This window comes from Clostridium sp. J1101437_171009_A5, assembly GCF_015547905.1.
In the GTDB taxonomy this organism is placed as follows: Bacteria; Bacillota; Clostridia; order Oscillospirales; family Oscillospiraceae; genus Pseudoflavonifractor_A; species Pseudoflavonifractor_A gallinarum.
In genome coordinates, this window is sequence record NZ_JADMVY010000003.1 from 311,768 (window position 1) to 329,972 (window position 18,205).

Below are 18,205 nucleotides of genomic sequence, written 5' to 3' on the forward strand. Positions count from 1 at the left end.
CTGAGCCTGTATGCTGGGCGGTGCCTATAACACCGCAAGGACTTTCATAGTAAAAATTCTTACTCATCCTCACATACTTCCGTAATCGGAAAGGAGCATTTCTGCTCCTGCGCCTTTTAGACCCGTACATTCGGGATTTCGTCAGTCATCCATGACATTCTGACCATAGGCAGTTTATAGACCTCCGGCGTATCATGCACATATCCCACCTCTGGGACACTTTCCACGGCATAATCCGTTTGGGTGCATTTCCGCCGACTTTAGCGAGCGTTATACCGTAGCCCTTGTTACAGAGGACTGCCGCATATCGCAGTTTATAAGGTAGGCGTTTCAGGGCGTTACCCCTTCATTCCACCTATCGGAATATTAGTTCTCCAAGTCTTTTCAGGGACTCCTTTCAAATCCCGATTCTATTGTTAGCTGACTTGTGCGTAACCTTTTCAGTTACGAACGTGTCGCACTCTTGCCCGCACCAACTTCGTGTGCAAGCAGCGTATTTCCACCATATAGCACATGAGCGATAGCATTTCTCTGGTGTTCACGGAGGGTAATATCCGGGTTCATGCCGCCGAAACGGATATGAGAGCCATCATACTCACGAGGTCTGGTGGAGTTAAAAAGTTCGTTGTACTTGGTGGAAAGGGTTTCTCGTCTGTGCGGATCTCTCCAAATCCAATCTCGGAACGCATCCTTGATTGCCTGCTGTTTCTGCTGTGCCAGGGTAGTTTCTTTTTTATTGAGGACACGCTTCTGCTTACCATCTGCATCTTCAATCGTATCATAGATACGAATATCCTTCAGATTCAGCGTTTCCTCCAGAATCCGATATGCGTTGGCTCGCTCTGTACCGTAGGTGACATACGCCGCCACATCGTTGTAGTTGGGAGAACTCTTACCGTTGATGCGCCACTCTGCGGTCAGCTCGGAGAACTTGACCTCAATGGAACGGCGCAAGTAATACGGCGTTTCAAAGGTTTCCTCCATGAACTGCTGAATATAATCGGCATCAATCCATGTTGCACCCAAACGCACATCAATCTCGGACGCATCCAAGTCCTTCGGCTGTGCTTTCTGCAAGGCTTCCACATTGATGTGGAAGGAAGAATCCCTGTCTGCCGCCATCTGTGCGACACGCAGCTTGCTTCTTACATCACCGGAAAGGTAATCATCGGCAGTCTGCCATCCAACTTCCACAGCATCGGGAGCCATCGGGTCTTTGAAGATCACCCCTCGAAGCTCTGCCTGAATCGCATCGTATTCTCCAGGTGTTCCAAGCAGCTGTGCCATAAACGGCAAATCCACCTTGCCACGCTCACCGATAGAGATTGCCAGAGCTTCGGACGGCGTATCCACGCTCGTCACTCTGCGTTCCGGCTTGATGGTTCGCTTGGTGAACATATCCGCCTTGCTTTTCAGATTGCCGTCCTCATCCACATTTTCCAGAGAACACAGGAGATAGTAGGAGGAATCGTCAGCAAATGCCTGACCATTGGCTCGATTATTGATAAGCCCGTTCTTTGCGGCAAACGCATCGTAGGCATCATTCAGTTCTGCCTGTTTCTGAGTAATCATTTCATCCGGGTAATCCTCAAGCTGATATTCGATCAGCTCGTTGACGATACCACGAAGTTCCACCATGCCCATCACACGGTCTTTTGCTTTCTCATTCAGGTCTACACGGCGCATCAGGGAGTTTTCACGGAAGTACACATTGCCATCCACCACGGTATAAGAGAAATTCTTTACATCCGGGGTTGCAGGAATGGTTTCGATTTCCTTACCCTTGTCAGCTTCGGGAAGCTCCACAGCCTGATAGGTTCCTTGGATGTGGGAAACTGCTTCTTTCAGAAGTTCGGACAGTTCCATGCCCTCAATGGGACGCACTGTAATGTCCATGCCGTAGGCGGTACTTTCTTCCACCGTATCGCCCAGAACCATTTCAGGATGAGCGACAAAGTAGCTGTTCATGGTGTGTCCTTCTTCGGTGCGGTCAAGGTTTACCCATTCCGGTACAATGTCAATCGGATGGTCACGCTTTTGCAGGAACAGGATGTCGGACACGACTTCCGTGCCTGCGTTTTTCTTAAAGGCATCGTTTGGCAGACGGATTGCACCAAGCAGTTCCGCCCTCTGCGCCATATATCGCCTTGCGTCAGAGTTCTTGGAATCCATGGTGTAACGGCTTGTCACAAAAGCGACCACACCACCGGGACGAACCTGATCCAAAGCCTTGGCAAAGAAATAGTTGTGAATGGAGAATCCCAGCTTGTCATACGGCTTGTCGGACACTTTGTAGTTGCCGAAAGGGACATTACCCACAGCCAGATCGTAAAAGTCTCGGCGGTCTGTCGTTTCAAAACCGGCTACTTTGATTTCTGCGTTGGGATAGAGCTTCTGAGCAATTCTGCCGGTGATGGAATCCAGTTCCACACCATACAAACGGCTGCTCTGCATTTCAGGAGGGAGCATACCAAAGAAGTTGCCGATACCCATAGCAGGCTCCAGAATATTTCCTGTTTCAAAGCCCATCTGTCCGACCGCATCGTAGATGGAGCGAATGACCGTAGGGCTGGTGTAATGTGCGTTCAGGGTGGAAGCTCTTGCCGCAGCATATTCATCTTCGGAAAGCAGGTTTTTCAGTGTCTGATACTCCTTCGCCCAATTTCCCTTGTCCGGGTCAAAGGCATCTGCCAGACCGCCCCAACCGACATAATTCGACAAAATCTCCTGTTCTTCGGTAGTGGCGTTCCTGTTCTCGCTTTCCAGTTTGAACAGAGTTTCAATGGCTGCGATGTTTCTTGCGAATTTCTGCTTCGGTCCACCTTCACCGATGTTGTCATCCGTGATGTGGAAGTTCACCGCAGGAACAGGTGGGATTTCTCTGGTGGTGATGGACTGCTCAAGCTGAGCGATAATGTCCATGACTTCGGCATTCTGCCATCCGTCCACCTGGGCATAATCCTGAATGATGGTGTCCTTTCCATCTACGCACTGTACGAAGTCCAGACTACCCGGCAGATCTCTGGTATTCATTGCACCCAGGGCTTTTCTCTGCGTGTCAGGAAGTGCATAGTAGGCTCGCAGGGCATCATCAAAGGAACTGTATTCCTTGATGTCCAGCGCACCCCGCTTCTGAATGTCCTCGGCAACATAAAAATGATCGATGAAGTGTTCCGGTTCCTGCTGTTCGGGTTCCGCACTGGCTCTGACCTGTGCGTGTGCCTTTTCGTCAGGGTAGTCCCCATAGATACGGATGCACTTATGCTCCTGCTGATCGTAAACGGCAGCACCATCGTACTTGAATCCGTCATCCTCCATGGTTCCGTCCACATAGCCCTGGGCAGCTTTTTCCGCTTCTTCCAGAGTGTAGTAGTCCAGTTTATCATCGAAGCCGTTTTCAAAGTGATGGTAGGCGGCAACCAGATAGCGGGGAGCCATGCGCTCCTCGTAGCTGTTAATCATCTCAGGTGTCAGCCATTCTGGTTTGTCGGGAATCATTTCATACAGCTCACGCATCTTGGCAATCTGTGCATGGCGGTTGCCTGCCCACAGATGCTTTTCGCTGTGCTGTCCTGCACCAAGGAAGTATTCGCAGTCCATACGCAGACGGTCTAACAGCTGATACTCAGGGGTGTAGTCCCTCGGTTCGGTTTTGCCCAGAAAATCCTCTGTAACGGGCTTTTCTTCGGTTTGGGCATCAACCCTTACCGCATGGTTTCTTTCGTCCTGAGAGAGCATACGCTCGAAATTCTCACGATTCTCGGCACGGAAGATGGGATAAGCAAGCGTAGGGTCACGCAGCTGAACTTCTCTGTCCGTGATCTGCTCCACACGGAAAGCTGTATCGTCCAGATATACCGTGTCACCGACCTGATAATTCCATTTCGGTTCCTCGGAAGCAGATGCTTCCACAACTTCGGCAGGCTCTGCCACAGGCGCTTCTGGCTGAACCGACTCCATCGCAGCTACGGACTGACGAACTTCCTCCAAATAGTCATTGGCAAGCCATTCGTCCGTGAAGTATTCCGTAACGCCTTCCGGGTCTACATAGTAGTCATCGGTCTGATTATCCCAGATCGCATACTCGCCATCCTCGGTATCAATCACTGCGAAACGGTCATAAACATCTTCCAACGGATCAGTTTTAGCTTCTTCGATAGCCTGTCGTTCCGCTTCTTCCTCCGGGCTGAGGTAGCGTCCCTTTCGTATCAGACCGTCGATTCTCTGCACCACCTGCGCCCAGGACATCTGCAATTTATCGCAACCGCTCTTGGTGTAAGCAACACCCTTGGCATCGTGATCCTGACCGCTGTGCGTTGCACCAGAGCAGGCATGGGAATGACCACCGGTTCCGTATTCATGCTTCAGGAAGTCCATCTTTTCCTTGGCAGAATGATTCTCCTGCCAGTAGTTATAAATACGGGCTTTACCACCGGAAAAGCCGCTTCCACGGGTCAAGTCTGCATTGACTTCATCATCCGTAATGAACTGGCGGACAAGGGGCATCTGCATCATATCGGTCTGATACTCACGCAAAGGCATATTCAACTCATACAGCTGTTTCTGAATGAGATTCAGCTTGTGATAGTGAAAACGAAGCAGATCGGGATTTTCCGCAAGGGTTTTTCTAAATTCCGAATACTGCTGTACCAAGGTTGCGTGGAAACGAGGGTCATCCAACTTTTCAGCCAAGTCTGCGGTTTCGTCAGGGAAACCACGAAACGGTTCCTGATGAAGAATTGCCAGATAGTTGCTGGAACGGGCTTCTTCACTCAAATCGTGATAAAGATGCCACAGGGATTCTGCCAACTTCTGACGCTCATATCCGGATGCTTCTACCAGTTCCACATTAGTTGCGAACCGACCATTTTCAAGCAGTTCTCCAATGCGCTCGGCAACCGTTTCCCAAGAAACGATCTGCGCTCTGGGGCTGTCAATGGCAGAGGAACCTTTGGCAAGGTGGATACCGTCCTCGGCATACCACGCACAGATATTCCCGCTATCTTCTTTCAGACCATAGCCGCCGTGATAGACCTGCTTTAAGGTCTGAACGATTTCTTCCAACGGCTTCTGCTTCATATATTCCAGCGCTACGACTTTTCGGGCTTCATCGGTATTGCTACCAAGCAGAAGGAAGTGGTCGATTTCTTCCTGGGCAAAAGAAAAAGCAGAGGGCGTAAAGCTCTCTGCTCGGTCGATAAAACTGATTTGTTCATTTTCGGAGAGGAAAAGGTTCAGACTCAGCTGTTGATAAGCTCCGTCATCACGACTTCCTCCGCCTGTGCTTTCAGGCTGTTCATGTGCTGCACCCACGCCATCTGCTGCGTTTCCTTGTCCGGTGCGGGGCTGTCCTTCAGGTACTGCTCCATCAGAAACTCCACTCTGGCTTTCGCTGTTTCCTCGATCTCCCACAGGTGCGGGAACAGGCTCTCCGTCAGAATCATGTCGTTCAGGAGCATCGGATTGTTCTGTTCCAAAAATGCTCGACGCATCCTGCCGTACTTGCCCAGAGGTTTCTCTCCCTCGTTCTCCAACTGAAGGTTCGGAATCTGATAATCTCCGGCCTGTCTGTAAGTCATCTCGCTCATAATCTGTACTCCTTTCGGTAGCTTTAATCTGCTCATGTTCTCCAATCGCTTTTTCGATTTCCTGAAACATCCTTGTGCTGATGGCATTCACCGCAGTACCAAGGGCATTTACCGTCTGTCTGGTGTTAAAATCAAACACCTTCTGGAAATCCTCATGCTCGAAGTAGTTGTCGGGACTTTCCACGAACCGGCAATACATCGTATAGGATACGCTGTTTGCCACCGCATTTTTGAAAGCTACTTCGATGTTGAGTTCATCATACTCCTCAAGGAAGCTGTTGGCAACGATGTCGAGGAACTGCTTTTTGTAATCGTCCCAATACTCAGCCGCCAGTGCGGATGCAATATCTTCAAGCTGTGCTTCCAGTACCCCGTCAGCGGCAACACCGAAGGTACGCTCCATCGCTTCCATGACATAGGAGCGGTTTTCAGGCGTCACCTCCCACGGTTTCAGTTCCGGGGAAGAACGGCGAACGCCGGTATCCGCCACATCAAACACATAGCGCAGATACGGTTTATCCCTGTTCATCACAAACAGAGCAATGCCGGTAGAGCCACGCTTTACATATCTGCGGTAATTTTCAGCGTTCCAGTCCTCATAGGGCTTGCAAAAGGTCGCATTGGGGCGCTGAGCATAAATCATCACCTGTTCCGGATAGGTGAACTCATAGTTGCGGGACATCGTTCTCAAAAACGAAGTCCAGTTATCTGTGTTCGAGGTGATTTTCCCAATCGTTTCTTTTGCTAATCCGGAATAAAATCGCTCTTTTGCGTTCATTGTATCCCTCCAATCCTATCAATCCGGATAAAGGTTCAGCTTCTCAAAGGCGGCATCGTCCATGGCTGAAACTTTACGGAGAACCGAGTCTGCCAAAGCAAAAAGCTCTGACTCGTCCTCCGAAAGCTGTTCCTTCATCAGTGTCAGTGCTTCACACAGCCCTGACCTTGTGCCAGGGCTGTAAAGCATCATCATGTTCCGCTCATCCTGTGTGAAATCCATCATTCAATCTCCCTTTCCGGGTGGCTCTTGGGCGGCTTATGGGAAACATCCGGCACGGGCTTTTCCTTTAACTGCTCCAACACCGAAGGACGTTCCTCTAATCCGGACGCTTTTCCGTTATTGATGATACCGTCAATCATCCCATAATCATCTTCCATTGCCATCTCTGCGTTTTTCAGGTAGTTTTCGGACTTCATAAAGTTTTCCAGCTTCTGAAACCCAACAGAATCTACATAGTGAAAGGATACCTCACCGACTACCTTTAAGGCTACGATGTCGCTGACCGACATACTGTGACCACGGAAATCATCCGGGTGGTCAATATTGAACTTTACATACAAATCTTCCAGCTGCCGATTCACATCCTCGGACATAGAAATGGAGCCATGATAGACCACCTCGTAACGGTCAATCTCAGGCTCCATTTCTTTCTTCTGAAGGTAGCTGTAATTTGCAAACATGAGCGGGATATTATCGTCTACATCTTCCCGCAGCTGAAGAATCGCATAGGAATCCGTGGGGCTTTCCAGAAAAGCAACCATTCTGTCATCCGGGGTGGTATTTCCGTGAACATCATCCCATTTTTCGTTTTTCATATCCGTGTCCTCCTTATCGTTCAGGCTCTTTGCGTTTGGGAGAGGGACTGGCAGGCGCAGCTTTTTCTGCGGCCTGTGCCAGTTTTTCCATGACCGACTCACGCTTCGGAGAGTCGAGCTTATCCAGCTGACTTTTCAGCACTTTGGCAACCTCAACCGCAGTTTCCTCACGGGCTTCTTCAATGGCTGTATTCAGGAACTCACGATACGGAGCCGTATTACCAGCGGCAAGATCTGCCTTGATTTCTTGGATATGCGCCTGCACATCATCGACCTGATCCATATATTCATAGGGGTCGAAGTTCTCTGCAAAACGGTCGAGCTTAAAAGCAAGCTCAGCGATAGGGTCATTGACCACCACCGCCTGTCTGCCGACTTCAAAAGCCTGCTCCATGACATCCTCATAGAACATTGCCCGCAGTTCCCGGCGCTCCAGCCCGAAGGATTCCAGAATATCCCGGCGGACTTCGAGCATGGACAGTTCAGGGTTATCAACCTGACCGCCATCAATCTCGTTGTAGTTTTCATCCAACAGGGTGTAGTCGTAACCATCTTCGCAGGTCTGCACCGCAAGGATTCTATCCTTTCCGACCTTCCATGCGGCTTCATCGCCCATAATCTCAGGCTCCGGCATATAGCTTGCGCCGTTGCGCTCCATAATTTCTGCAAACTGGCAGATATGAAACACATTGTATCCGATCTGCGTATGATACTCGTCAATGAAGGTGCAGGGCTTCACAACCATTTCATCCGGGTAGTGAATCTGCACACAGCTGCCATCGGGGATATGAAACAAATCCTTATAATGGCTGTCGATAAATCGGATTTCCTTACCATCCGGGTTGTACTCATTTGTCATTTGCGCTTTCCTCCATTTTCAAATTCCATACTGAACTTCGTTTTGCCATCATCTGATACCTCCATAAAGACGGTGGCATCAAAGGTGTTGCCCGTTCTTTCGGACTTGCAATTCTTGAGCTTTACCTTGCCGGAACCAAGCAATTTCTGCGCCGTGGCAGAAGTCATGCTCTTGCCGATGCTCGCAAAGTAGCGATTGTTTTTCCAGAGGGCAAATTTGCAAGCTCTGTTGGAACAGAAAAATGCCTTGGCTTTGTCCTCTACAGCACTGCCGCAGAGCGGGCATTTGCCGATAGAATTGGCTTCTTTCGACATCATAACCTCGGAATCACGGATTACTTCATAGTTCTGAATCAGACCGGCAATCACATCTTTGATCTCGTCCATAAAGTCCTCGCTGGCATATTCGCCTTTCTCAATGAGCAACAATTTTTCTTCCCAATCCGCCGTCATGGATGGGGACTGAATCTGTTCCGGCATGACTGTTACCAGAGCCGTACCCTTGTGGGTCGGAATCAGGTGTTTGGTTTTCTTATCACCCTTACGCTCCAGAAAACCGATGCGAACCAGCTTCTCAATGATACCGGCACGGGTCGCAGGCGTTCCCAAACCTTTGCGCTCCACCTCATCAGGTATTTCGTCCGCACCGGCAGTTTCCATAGCAGAAAGCAGAGTATCCTCGGTAAAGTGTTTAGGGGGAGATGTTTTCCCTTCCTTGATTTCCGTGCCGCTGACGGTCATTTCGTCACCAACGGAAACAGAAGGGAGTGTCTGCACGTTTTCGTCGGATTTTGTCGAATCATTTTTCTGAACCAGAGCTTTCCATCCATCCTGCACAACAGTTTTGCCTTTGGTGGAAAACACGGTACCGCCACAGTCCAGCTCAATAACTGTCTCTGCGTATCGGTGCGGATCGCCAACAGCTACGCACAACCGATTCGAGATCAGTTGCAAAATTGCAAGTTCACCCTTGGGAAGTTCGCTCAGATTGCATTTCTGCAATTCTCTGGTCGGAATGATGGCATGGTGATCTGTGACCTTTTTGTTATTCACAACCTGCTCTGCATGAACTGGTATGTTATCCACATCCTCCACGGGGAATGTGTGGAAAGCCAGCTTTACGAGGTCGGTCAGGCTATGTGCCATATCTTCCGTCAGAAACCTGCTGTCGGTACGGGGATAAGTGACCAGTTTCTTTTCATAGAGGTTCTGCGTGTAGTCCAAGGTCTGCTGTGCCGTGTAGCCAAGCACACGGTTGGCTTCTCTCTGTAAACTGGTCAGGTCATAGAGCGCAGGCGGCTTTTCTGTTTTCTCCTTACATTCAGCTTTCTGAACGATTGCCACCGAACAGCTTTGTTTGACAGCTTCGGCTGCTGCCTTGGTTTTGAAGCGTTCGCTTGCAGCCGTAAAACCATCCAATCCAATCTGAACTGTGTAGAACAGTTCAGGCTTGAATGCGGAAATGGCAGCTTCTCGCATAACAGCCATAGCAAGGGTAGGGGTCATAACACGACCAACATTCAGGGTCTGCCCGTAAAGGGTCGAAAAAAGTCGAGTAGCGTTAATACCAACAATCCAGTCGGCTCGTTCTCGACACAGTGCTGCTTCATACAAAGCATCATATTCCGTTCCAGACCTGAGATTTTCAAAGCCCTCCTTGATTGCTACATCTTCCATCGAGGAAATCCAAAGCCGCTCAAACGGCTTTCTGCACCCGGCTTTGTGGTACACCAACCGAAAGATCAGCTCGCCCTCACGACCGGCATCTGTTGCACACACAAGACTCGCAACATCTTCTCTGGCCATGAGCTTTTTCAGAATCCCAAACTGTTTTTTCGTACCGGCAGAAACCTCATACTGCCAGTCCATCGGGAAGATAGGAAGGTCTGCATAAGCCCATTTGCTGTACTTCGCATCATAGACTTCCGGCTGTGCCAGCTCCACCAAATGCCCTACACACCAGCTGACCACATATCCGTTTCCCTCTAAGTAGCCATCCTCACGCTTGGCAGCACCTAACACTTTGGCAATACTCTGTGCAACCGAAGGCTTTTCAGCCAAAACTAATTTCATTTGCATCTGCTCCTTTCACAAAAAAATAAGCAGCCACACACCGTAGTGCATGACTGCTATGTAAAAAGTTCGGAAAGGATTTTTGCAACCTGATACAATTTTCTGTTCTACAATCTCCGTCATAATAAAAATATCTCCATCATTTCAAAAGAGAATGACGGAGATATTTCACCTTGCTTATTCTTGTAGCAACCAATCGGCTATATCGTGAATTTCGATTCCTTCATAGCTATATTGGGGATGTTTGGTTCTGGCAATAATCATTTTCGGATAAGCGTCTCGAATCTGAAGCAGAGGAGAGCATTCTCTCTCAAATGTTTCCTGCCCGGAAATGTTGTCGCTGACCTGAATATAAATCTTTTCGCTACCTCTCTGAGCAACAAAGTCGATTTCCTTTTGATAGAGCTTGCCGACATAGACATCATATCCACGGCGAAGAAGCTCGATACAAACAACGTTTTCATATACTCTGCCATAGTCTATATTTCTGCTTCCCAGTATTGCATATCGAATACCGCTGTCACACAAATAGAACTTTTCAGAGCTTTCAAGGTATTTCTTACCTCGGATGTCATATCTCTTAATATCATAAAATACAAAAGCATTGCACAAATACTTAATGTACTTGCCGACGGTTACATGATTGGTTGGAGTCTCATTTGCTGTCAGTAGCTGACTGACCTTATTCGGAGAAGTCAGGTTGCTGATATTATCCATAAGGAACTCGCTCAGACGTTGTAAAACCAAAGTGTCCGGGAGAGTATATTTCTGTACCAAATCCCTTGTAACAATCGTTTCGTAGACCTCTTTGATATAGTTTGTTCTGTCTTTTTCGGTTCTATAAGCATAGGAACCTGCTAAACCGCCCTTGATAGCGTACTCATCAAAGAGCTTATCTTTGTCACTAATATCATCATAATACTGGCAATATTCCTGGAAGCTGAAAGGAAACACATGAATTTCAATATAGCGTCCGGTAAACAGAGTTGCCAGATCTGCACTCAACAGGAAAGCATTAGAGCCTGTTACATAGATGTCGTATTTTCCCTTAGAGTACAGGCTATTGATTGCCAACTCAAACTTGGGACACATCTGAACCTCGTCTACAAACAGGTAGTTCGTTTTTCCTTCCTGATAATGTTCTTCCACATAGGCGTGTAAGGCATGGTATTCCTTGATTTCTTCATACGCCAAATCCATGAAGTCGATGAAGATAATATTGATGTTTTCAAAATTGCTTTTCAGATACGCAATATACGCCTGCATCAATTTGGACTTACCAGATCGACGAATGCCCGTGATGATCTTGATGTCAGGAGTACCATTCAGTTCAATGATTCTATCGAGATATTTTGCTCTCGTGATTGTTTTCATATAGTCACCCGCTTTCAAAAATTGAAGTTTTTTCATTTCTCGAAACCGCTTCGCTGTACTTATTATACTGTCTGCTAATAGTATATGCAAGATGTCACTTTCAAAAACGCAAATTTTTTTATTTTTTGAAAGCGGAAACTATGTAAAGGCAACCCGAAGGCTGCCCCAGGCATCAAGCCTATCCTGTTTACACAGGTTCATTATCATCTTCATCGACGGAGCTATCTTCATCGTCGTCCTCAAACTCCGGATCGTACCCATAGTCCTCGTCATCGTCCACATAATCAGCATCTGGGTCAGGCTTTGCCGCTTCCTGTGCCTTCTTCTTTTCCTGGACTTTCTTAAATACGAAGAATCCACCACCACAGGCAAGCACAATCAGAGTAAGAATCGCCGGGAGCATATTTGTGGATTTCGGCTTTTCCTCCGGTGTCGGTTCTGTAATTTCAGGAACTGTTTCAACTACTTCCGGCTTTGTTTCCTCAACCGGCTTGGTGAACTCTGCAACTTCTTCCTCGTCCATCAGCTTGAGCAGGTCGGCTTCATCCACCTGATTCAGAAAATGCACGGTTTCCTCGCCCTTATCATCACGGTCAATGATGATATAGAAGTAGTTTCCGTTTTTGGTTACAGCGGTAATGAACTGCTTTCCGCTTTTCGTAGGCGAGCCAGCGTCATCAACCAAAGTCAGATTGCCGTCGGGAGTAAGCGGTAGCATCGGCTCCTCCGGCTCTGTTTCGGGAACTTTTTCTTCGACCGCAGGTTCTTCAGTCGCTACGCTTTCATCTACATAGGCAAATGCCGTTGTAGAAAACACGCCAAAACACATTGCACACGCCAGCAATGCGGCTCCAATTTTCTTAAATCTCATTCTGCGTTTCCTCCTCATTCATAGTATTGATCGTATCAGGCTTCGGAGCCATATCCGCAGCAAACATACGGAGCAGCTCGGAAAGCTGTTCGGGATTCAGGTTCGCAGCATGAACCATCTCATGGATTTCGGAATTTTCCTCCTCACGGTATCTGCGTTCCAGGTCTTTCACCTTAGCATCCCATTCTGCCCGTTTCTTACGGGCTTTTTCAAGGTCTGCACCTATTCTGTCTAACTTGGCACTCAATCGCCATCCCTCCTTTAGTTTCTGATTCTGCCGAAGCAGTAAAAATGCTGTTGCCAGTAATTCGATTCGATAGAAGCGTAGGAAATGGGGTTTCCGCAGTGGATCATCATACCATTGCCAACATAGATACCAACGTGTGATGCACCGGAGGTATCATAAGTGCCTTGGAAGAAAATCAAATCTCCCGGTTTGGCAGAGCTTTTCGGGATAATGTCGCATACGCCCATCAAACCGTTTGCGGTCAAACGACCAACACTCCAACCGTTTCCGCAGTGATTGATTACATAGGAAACAAATCCGGAGCAGTCAAAGGAGGTAGACGGGCTGCTGCCGCCCCACACATACGGGTATCCCAGATATTTTTCAGCTTCCCGAATCATATTGGCAAATCTTGTGTCTGTCAGCGCTTCGCCCGGAATATCATAATCGGTGTACTCGCCGCCAGGGGTGGCGTAAATGTCATTTCCGAAAATATCCGGTCTGTTGCCCCTTGTCTGAAGCAAAATTCTATATCGCTCCATATCATCTTCCGACAAGCCGGAATTTGAAATCACACTGTTCAAGCCCTTATTTCTGAGCTTCACATTCAGAATATAATATTCGTAATCTTCTTCCTCTGTTGTTGTCTCTCCCGTTTCGGGATCAGTAGAAGATGTTGTTCGTGTACGAATCTCTACTACTTCCGTCAGGGTCAGCTCATATTGTTGCTCAAATAGCCATTGCAGGGTAGCCTGCACCTCATCTCTGGTGTAATCCTCAAACTTCACCGTCAAATACGCCGCCAGCTCATAAGGATTGTGGTTGATTTCATCAAGGTCATACCGGTACTCGTCATATCCGCTATGAGTACGCTCGATATTATTGATTTTATTGCGGAGCGCAGCTTCCAAAGCCTTGTAATCATTGTCCGCACCAATAATATCTTCCTCTTTTGCAGTAAAAGAAGTTCCCAGAATGATCTGTGTGCCGCCTTGGAACATAGCCGAACAAGACGAGAACATCCCTGAGAGTATCATAAAAAGCAGTCCGGCAATCAAAACAAACAGAATCGTTTTAGAGTGTGTGGTGCAGAACTCCGTTACTCTTTCTGTGATGTTCTTGGCTCCCTGAGCTGCTTTGCCCGTTGCCTTGCCTGCACCCTTAGATGCAGAAGCCGTTGTCGAAGCGGTATTCTTACCGGCTTTGGCGGCAGCATATTCTTTCTTGATTGCCCTTTTCTGTTGCCAACGGGAAAAGGGATTGGAACCGGCATCGGGGTTGTCCTTTTTGAACTTCTCATACAGGGCATTTACATTTGCTTTATCTGACTTCTCAACCAGCTTTTCCGCCTTGTCGTAGGCTTTCAGCTTGTGACTGTAAACGGCATGATCGACGGTATAGACAGTGGATTCAACAGCCTTGGTCGTTTCCTGCACAGCCTGAACGCCGATATTATCATCCTCATATTCTGACACCGCCCGATGTGCTTTGGATGTGAGCGTGACTGCGGCACCACGGCTTGCCATGTGCTTTGCCACAGATGGGCGCTCGATTTCCGTAAACTCCGCTTTTTCAAAACGGAGCTTTGCTTTACGGGAACCGGCTGCATCTGTTTCCAGCTTTAGCTTCGGCTTTGCCTTTTTAGAAGCCAATTTGTCTGCCGCTTTTTCAGCCCTATCAACCGCCTTATCTGCACGGTCGGCAGCTTTCTTCACATGAGAATCTGCAAGGTCATCTTCGGTAAAACGGAGTCGTGTAGGTCTTTTCGCCATACATTACGCCTCCTTTTCCTGTGCCACCTCGTTTAACTTCGTGGTCATAATGCGATACAGTTCCAGATCTGTCGGGAATCGGTCAATGAACGGCAGAATCACATTGCCATAGAACAGAAGTCCTTCGCCCTCACCGGAGTTGGTTACATAGGACAGCTGATGCGGCGAAATGTTCAACCGCTGTGCCAGAATACTTCGGTCATCGCTTGCCTGATTCAGCATATAGATGAAATCAGAGTTTTCGAGGATGTTGGCAATCTCCGGGGAACGAAGCAGGTCTTTGACATTCTGAGTAATACCGGTCGGCAAGCCGCCCCATTTACGGAATCGCTTCCAGATTTCTACGGAATAGGTTGCCGTCTGTTCTTCCTTCAGAAGCAGATGGAACTCGTCAATATAATATCTGGTCGATTTACCGGCAGAACGGTTGGCAGTTACACGCCCCCAGACCTGATCCTGAACGATCAGCATACCGATTTTTTTCAGCTGATTGCCCAGCTCCTTAATGTCGAAGCACACCAGACGATTCTGAATATCCACATTGGTTCTGTTGTTAAACAGTTTCAGAGAACCCTTAACATAGATTTCCAAGGCGGTCGCTACATGGTGGGCTTCCTTTTCGTCCTGTTTCAGAAGGGCATCATACAAATCCTCAAGGATCGGCATATTCTCAGGGGCAGGATTGTCGAAATATCTCTGGTAAATCTGATGCACACAACGGTCGATAACCGTCTTTTCGATAGGCTGCAAGCCATCCTTACTGCCCATAATCAACTCACAGAGGGACAGGATAAAATCAGCTTTCAGTGCTACCGGGTTGTCATCCTCAGAGTAGTTCAGGTTGATGTCCATAGGGTTGATATAGTTGGTACTGGAGGAGCTGATTTTTACCACCTGACCATTGAACTTGTGAACCAGAGCCGCATATTCCGCTTCGGGGTCGCAGATGATAATATCGTCATCCGTAACCAGGAACGCATTGGTGATTTCACGCTTTGCGGAAAAGGATTTACCGGAACCGGGAGTACCCAGAATCAGTCCGTTGGGGTTCTTGAGCTTCTTTCTGTCCACCATGATAAGGTTGTTCGACAGAGCATTCAGCCCGTAATAGAGCGTTTCTCCACCATTCTGGAACAGCTCCTGCGTGGTGAAAGGCACAAAAATAGCCGTGGAACTGGTAGTCAGGCCACGACGAATCTCAATCAGGTTTTGTGCCAAAGGCAGGCTGCTCATCAGTCCGGATTCCTGCTGAAAATCCAAACGACGCAGATTGCAGTTATGCTTCTGGGCGATGCTCTGTGCCTGGAACACATTGTTCTCCAGTTCCTGCTCGGTGCGCCCGGTGTTCAGCACCAGAAATGTCACCATGAACATTCGCTCATTCTGGCTCTGCAATTCTTTCAGAAGTGACTTCGCATCTTTACCATAGGTAGCAAGGTCAGATGGGATAATGTCCATGTCATAGCCAGAACGCACAGCCTTTTTCTGTTCCTCGATTTTGGAACGGTCAAGCTCGGTGATGATTCTCTTGATGGTCTTAATCGCCGCAGTCTGGTCAACCGACTGGATGTGCATGGTCACGATCTGCGTGGATTCCATATCCAGAAAATCCGCCAGCATACGATCAGACAGGTCTGATGCCGTAATTGCCAGATAAGACATCGAACCGAAGATACTGCCCATCTGGAAGGTGCGGTTGGTCTTAAAGGCAAACGCCGTCGGAGCAATGAAGTCCTTTACGGACAGCCCGGATTCCACAAGATACTTCCAATCGAAGAAGAACTTATCATTATCACCCATGTGGAACATAGAGTGCATCAGATGCAGCCGCTCTTTGCCGTTCATGGTAGTGGCAATGACACCCAAACGCCGAAAGTTATTGAGCAGATCGTTTTCGATATGGTTGAGTCTCGGCTTTGCCTGCCGCATGGATTCGGCTTCAATGCCGAATGTCAGGTACTTGGTTTTGGTCAAGCCGTTGTTGCCCTGCGCCAACTGCTTTTTCAGCATCTGGCTATACTCGGCACGGACGGGATTGAAGCTGTCCTTCTTGAACGGGATACGGATACTCTTTTCAAAGCTTTCAGCATCGGTACTCAGGTTCATAAAGGAAAGCTCAAAGTGAATGGAGCTGTCAAAGAAATTCAGGAAACTGCACCACTCATCGAAGATGGCAGTCTTATCTTCCTGCTGTGCCAGCTGATAGTTGATGTCCTGAAACTGAATGGTCTTGGTGTAATAACTGTCAGTGACACGGCAGATGCCATCCGGGAACATTCTCTGAAAGGGAATGGACTGCTGTGCAGTCTGCGGAATACCGTTGTCCTTCTTTGCCCGTTCCACAACAGCTTTAATTTCTCGCTGCTGCTTCCGATTCAGATTTGCAGGCATTTTGATGTTTCTTGCCTGTGGCTTCTTTTTGAAAAACAATTCGTTCAACCTCCTTTTCCAGTTTGTACTGACGCATCAAAGCGTCATAATAGTTGTCCGTCTGATAAGGGCGAACCTTGGGACGAACGAATTTGGTCTGAATGAAGTGTTCTACAACCACTTCCAACGGCTGACTATCCTTTTCATACATTGCCAGAAAGAACAACGGTAACATGACGATCATCATGGACAGTGCTGCAAGGCTCACATTTCCGGTTGCTTTGACCAGAAAGAAAATCGGCACTCCGATGAGCGCCGCCGCACCAAAGCAAAGTAACTGCCGTTTCGTCAGATTGAAGAACACTTTTGTTTTTACCCTCGTCAGGTCACGAGGTACGGGAATATACGCTGCCAAACAATTTCCTCCTTCCCTTAGTGAGCGCTGAATACACCCTTCGCAAGCGAACCAGTCTTAAACAGGGTGAAGCACAAAAGGACGGTGTAGCCCATAACACCCCAGATAGAACCGATGATGTCATCACTGAATGCGATAGACTGAATCAGCACCGCATAAATGCCCACGCAGATCATAATCAGGAATCCCTGGAATCCGATTGCAAACAGCGAACGCAGATAATTCTGTCCGATATTGCTCTGTTCTCTGTTTCCAAAAGTGGAAAGCGGAATCGGGGCAAGGCTGACCATCAGATAAATTTCAATCATTCGACCGTAGACGATCACAAAGATGATGATTGCCAAAGCGGACATCGTGACCTGCACGATAAAGGATTGCAGGAACAAGCCGAGCAAAGGACCCAAATCCATTGCCATCAGCGTTTCTTCCATTGTTTCCAATGCCGAAGCATCTATGGCAGTATTTCCGGATATGATACCGGCGCTTGCGTTTATAACGTGCTGTGTCACATCAAACACAGCCATCGTGATATTGAATGTGTTTGTGATTAACATGACCGCAACAAAAGTCTTGAACACCCATTTGAAGAAGATCCAGGTTTCAAAATTTGCCAGATTGTTGTGGTCAATAATCATCTGAATTAGCTCATAACAGGCAATGAAGGTCAGAATCAAGCCTGCGATTGGGATAATCACTGACTCGGAGATGTTTCGTACCATGGCAAAGACACCCGGCGAAAAATTCGCCGGGGTCATGCCAACGGAGGTTGCTATCTCGCCAACCTGGTTGTTGACGGACTCAAACATCCCCGACAGATTTCCCATAATAGCTGAAACGAGCATTTCTTTCAGCCAGTCTGTGATCTGTTGGAGTATGCTGTCCAAAGGCGATTACCTCCTTGTTTTGTGATTAACCGAACAGTCCGGAGAGCAGAGGTACAAGGGTGGTGCCGATGAGGGCAACACCGCCGCCAGCCATGAGCTGTTTTATCCCCAATTAGGTGTAAAACTCTGCTCGATGGCGGGCGGCGGCGTACAAAAAATCTATATGGTGTTTTTAAGA

Annotated in this window: 11 protein-coding genes and 2 pseudogenes; all 13 read right to left on the reverse strand. The window is 48.1% G+C overall.

Annotation, left to right across the window (positions count from 1 at the left end):
* Positions 1-459: 459 nt before the first annotated feature.
* A pseudogene (locus tag I2C21_RS17905) lies at positions 460-6,366 on the reverse strand (DUF8437 domain-containing protein); the annotation flags it as partial.
* An 18-nt stretch (positions 6,367-6,384) separates the two neighbouring features.
* Positions 6,385-6,588 carry a transposon-transfer assisting family protein gene (locus tag I2C21_RS06945; protein ID WP_015564218.1) on the reverse strand — a complete coding sequence of 68 codons (204 nt, stop codon included), beginning with the start codon at positions 6,586-6,588 and terminating at the stop codon, positions 6,385-6,387.
* Positions 6,588-7,184: a YodL domain-containing protein gene (locus I2C21_RS06950; protein WP_002304389.1), complete on the reverse strand. Its 597-nt coding sequence runs from the start codon at positions 7,182-7,184 to the stop codon at positions 6,588-6,590. Before I2C21_RS06950 ends, I2C21_RS06945 begins: the two co-directional genes overlap by 1 nt.
* A 13-nt stretch (positions 7,185-7,197) precedes the next feature.
* On the reverse strand, positions 7,198-8,043 hold the full coding sequence (locus tag I2C21_RS06955; RefSeq protein ID WP_002304387.1) for an LPD16 domain-containing protein: 846 nt from the start codon (positions 8,041-8,043) through the stop codon (positions 7,198-7,200).
* Positions 8,040-10,115 carry a DNA topoisomerase 3 gene (locus tag I2C21_RS06960; protein ID WP_195278851.1) on the reverse strand — a complete coding sequence of 692 codons (2,076 nt, stop codon included), beginning with the start codon at positions 10,113-10,115 and terminating at the stop codon, positions 8,040-8,042. Before I2C21_RS06960 ends, I2C21_RS06955 begins: the two co-directional genes overlap by 4 nt.
* A gap of 177 nt (positions 10,116-10,292) precedes the next feature.
* A complete protein-coding gene (locus I2C21_RS06965) occupies positions 10,293-11,525 on the reverse strand; it encodes an ATP-binding protein (RefSeq protein ID WP_002304383.1) in 1,233 nt (410 codons plus the stop codon).
* Positions 11,526-11,676: 151 nt separating this feature from the next.
* Positions 11,677-12,360, reverse strand: a complete 684-nt coding sequence (locus I2C21_RS06970; RefSeq protein WP_002578950.1) for a DUF4366 domain-containing protein — start codon at positions 12,358-12,360, stop codon at positions 11,677-11,679.
* Positions 12,350-12,607 carry a DUF4315 family protein gene (locus I2C21_RS06975; RefSeq protein ID WP_002304378.1) on the reverse strand — a complete coding sequence of 86 codons (258 nt, stop codon included), beginning with the start codon at positions 12,605-12,607 and terminating at the stop codon, positions 12,350-12,352. Before I2C21_RS06975 ends, I2C21_RS06970 begins: the two co-directional genes overlap by 11 nt.
* A 14-nt stretch (positions 12,608-12,621) precedes the next feature.
* Positions 12,622-14,358 carry a C40 family peptidase gene (locus I2C21_RS06980; RefSeq protein WP_002304377.1) on the reverse strand — a complete coding sequence of 579 codons (1,737 nt, stop codon included), beginning with the start codon at positions 14,356-14,358 and terminating at the stop codon, positions 12,622-12,624.
* Between the two features lie 3 nt (positions 14,359-14,361).
* Positions 14,362-16,749: a VirB4-like conjugal transfer ATPase, CD1110 family gene (locus I2C21_RS06985; protein ID WP_002588967.1), complete on the reverse strand. Its 2,388-nt coding sequence runs from the start codon at positions 16,747-16,749 to the stop codon at positions 14,362-14,364.
* Positions 16,709-17,143, reverse strand: coding sequence for a PrgI family protein (locus tag I2C21_RS06990; RefSeq protein WP_002304375.1), 435 nt, complete (start codon positions 17,141-17,143; stop codon positions 16,709-16,711). The genes I2C21_RS06985 and I2C21_RS06990 overlap by 41 nt, the downstream gene beginning before the upstream one ends.
* A gap of 17 nt (positions 17,144-17,160) precedes the next feature.
* A complete protein-coding gene (locus I2C21_RS06995) occupies positions 17,161-18,027 on the reverse strand; it encodes a VirB6/TrbL-like conjugal transfer protein, CD1112 family (protein ID WP_002304374.1) in 867 nt (288 codons plus the stop codon).
* Between the two features lie 25 nt (positions 18,028-18,052).
* Positions 18,053-18,136: pseudogene (locus tag I2C21_RS07000) on the reverse strand (Maff2 family mobile element protein); the annotation flags it as partial.
* Between the last annotated feature and the right edge of the window lie 69 nt (positions 18,137-18,205).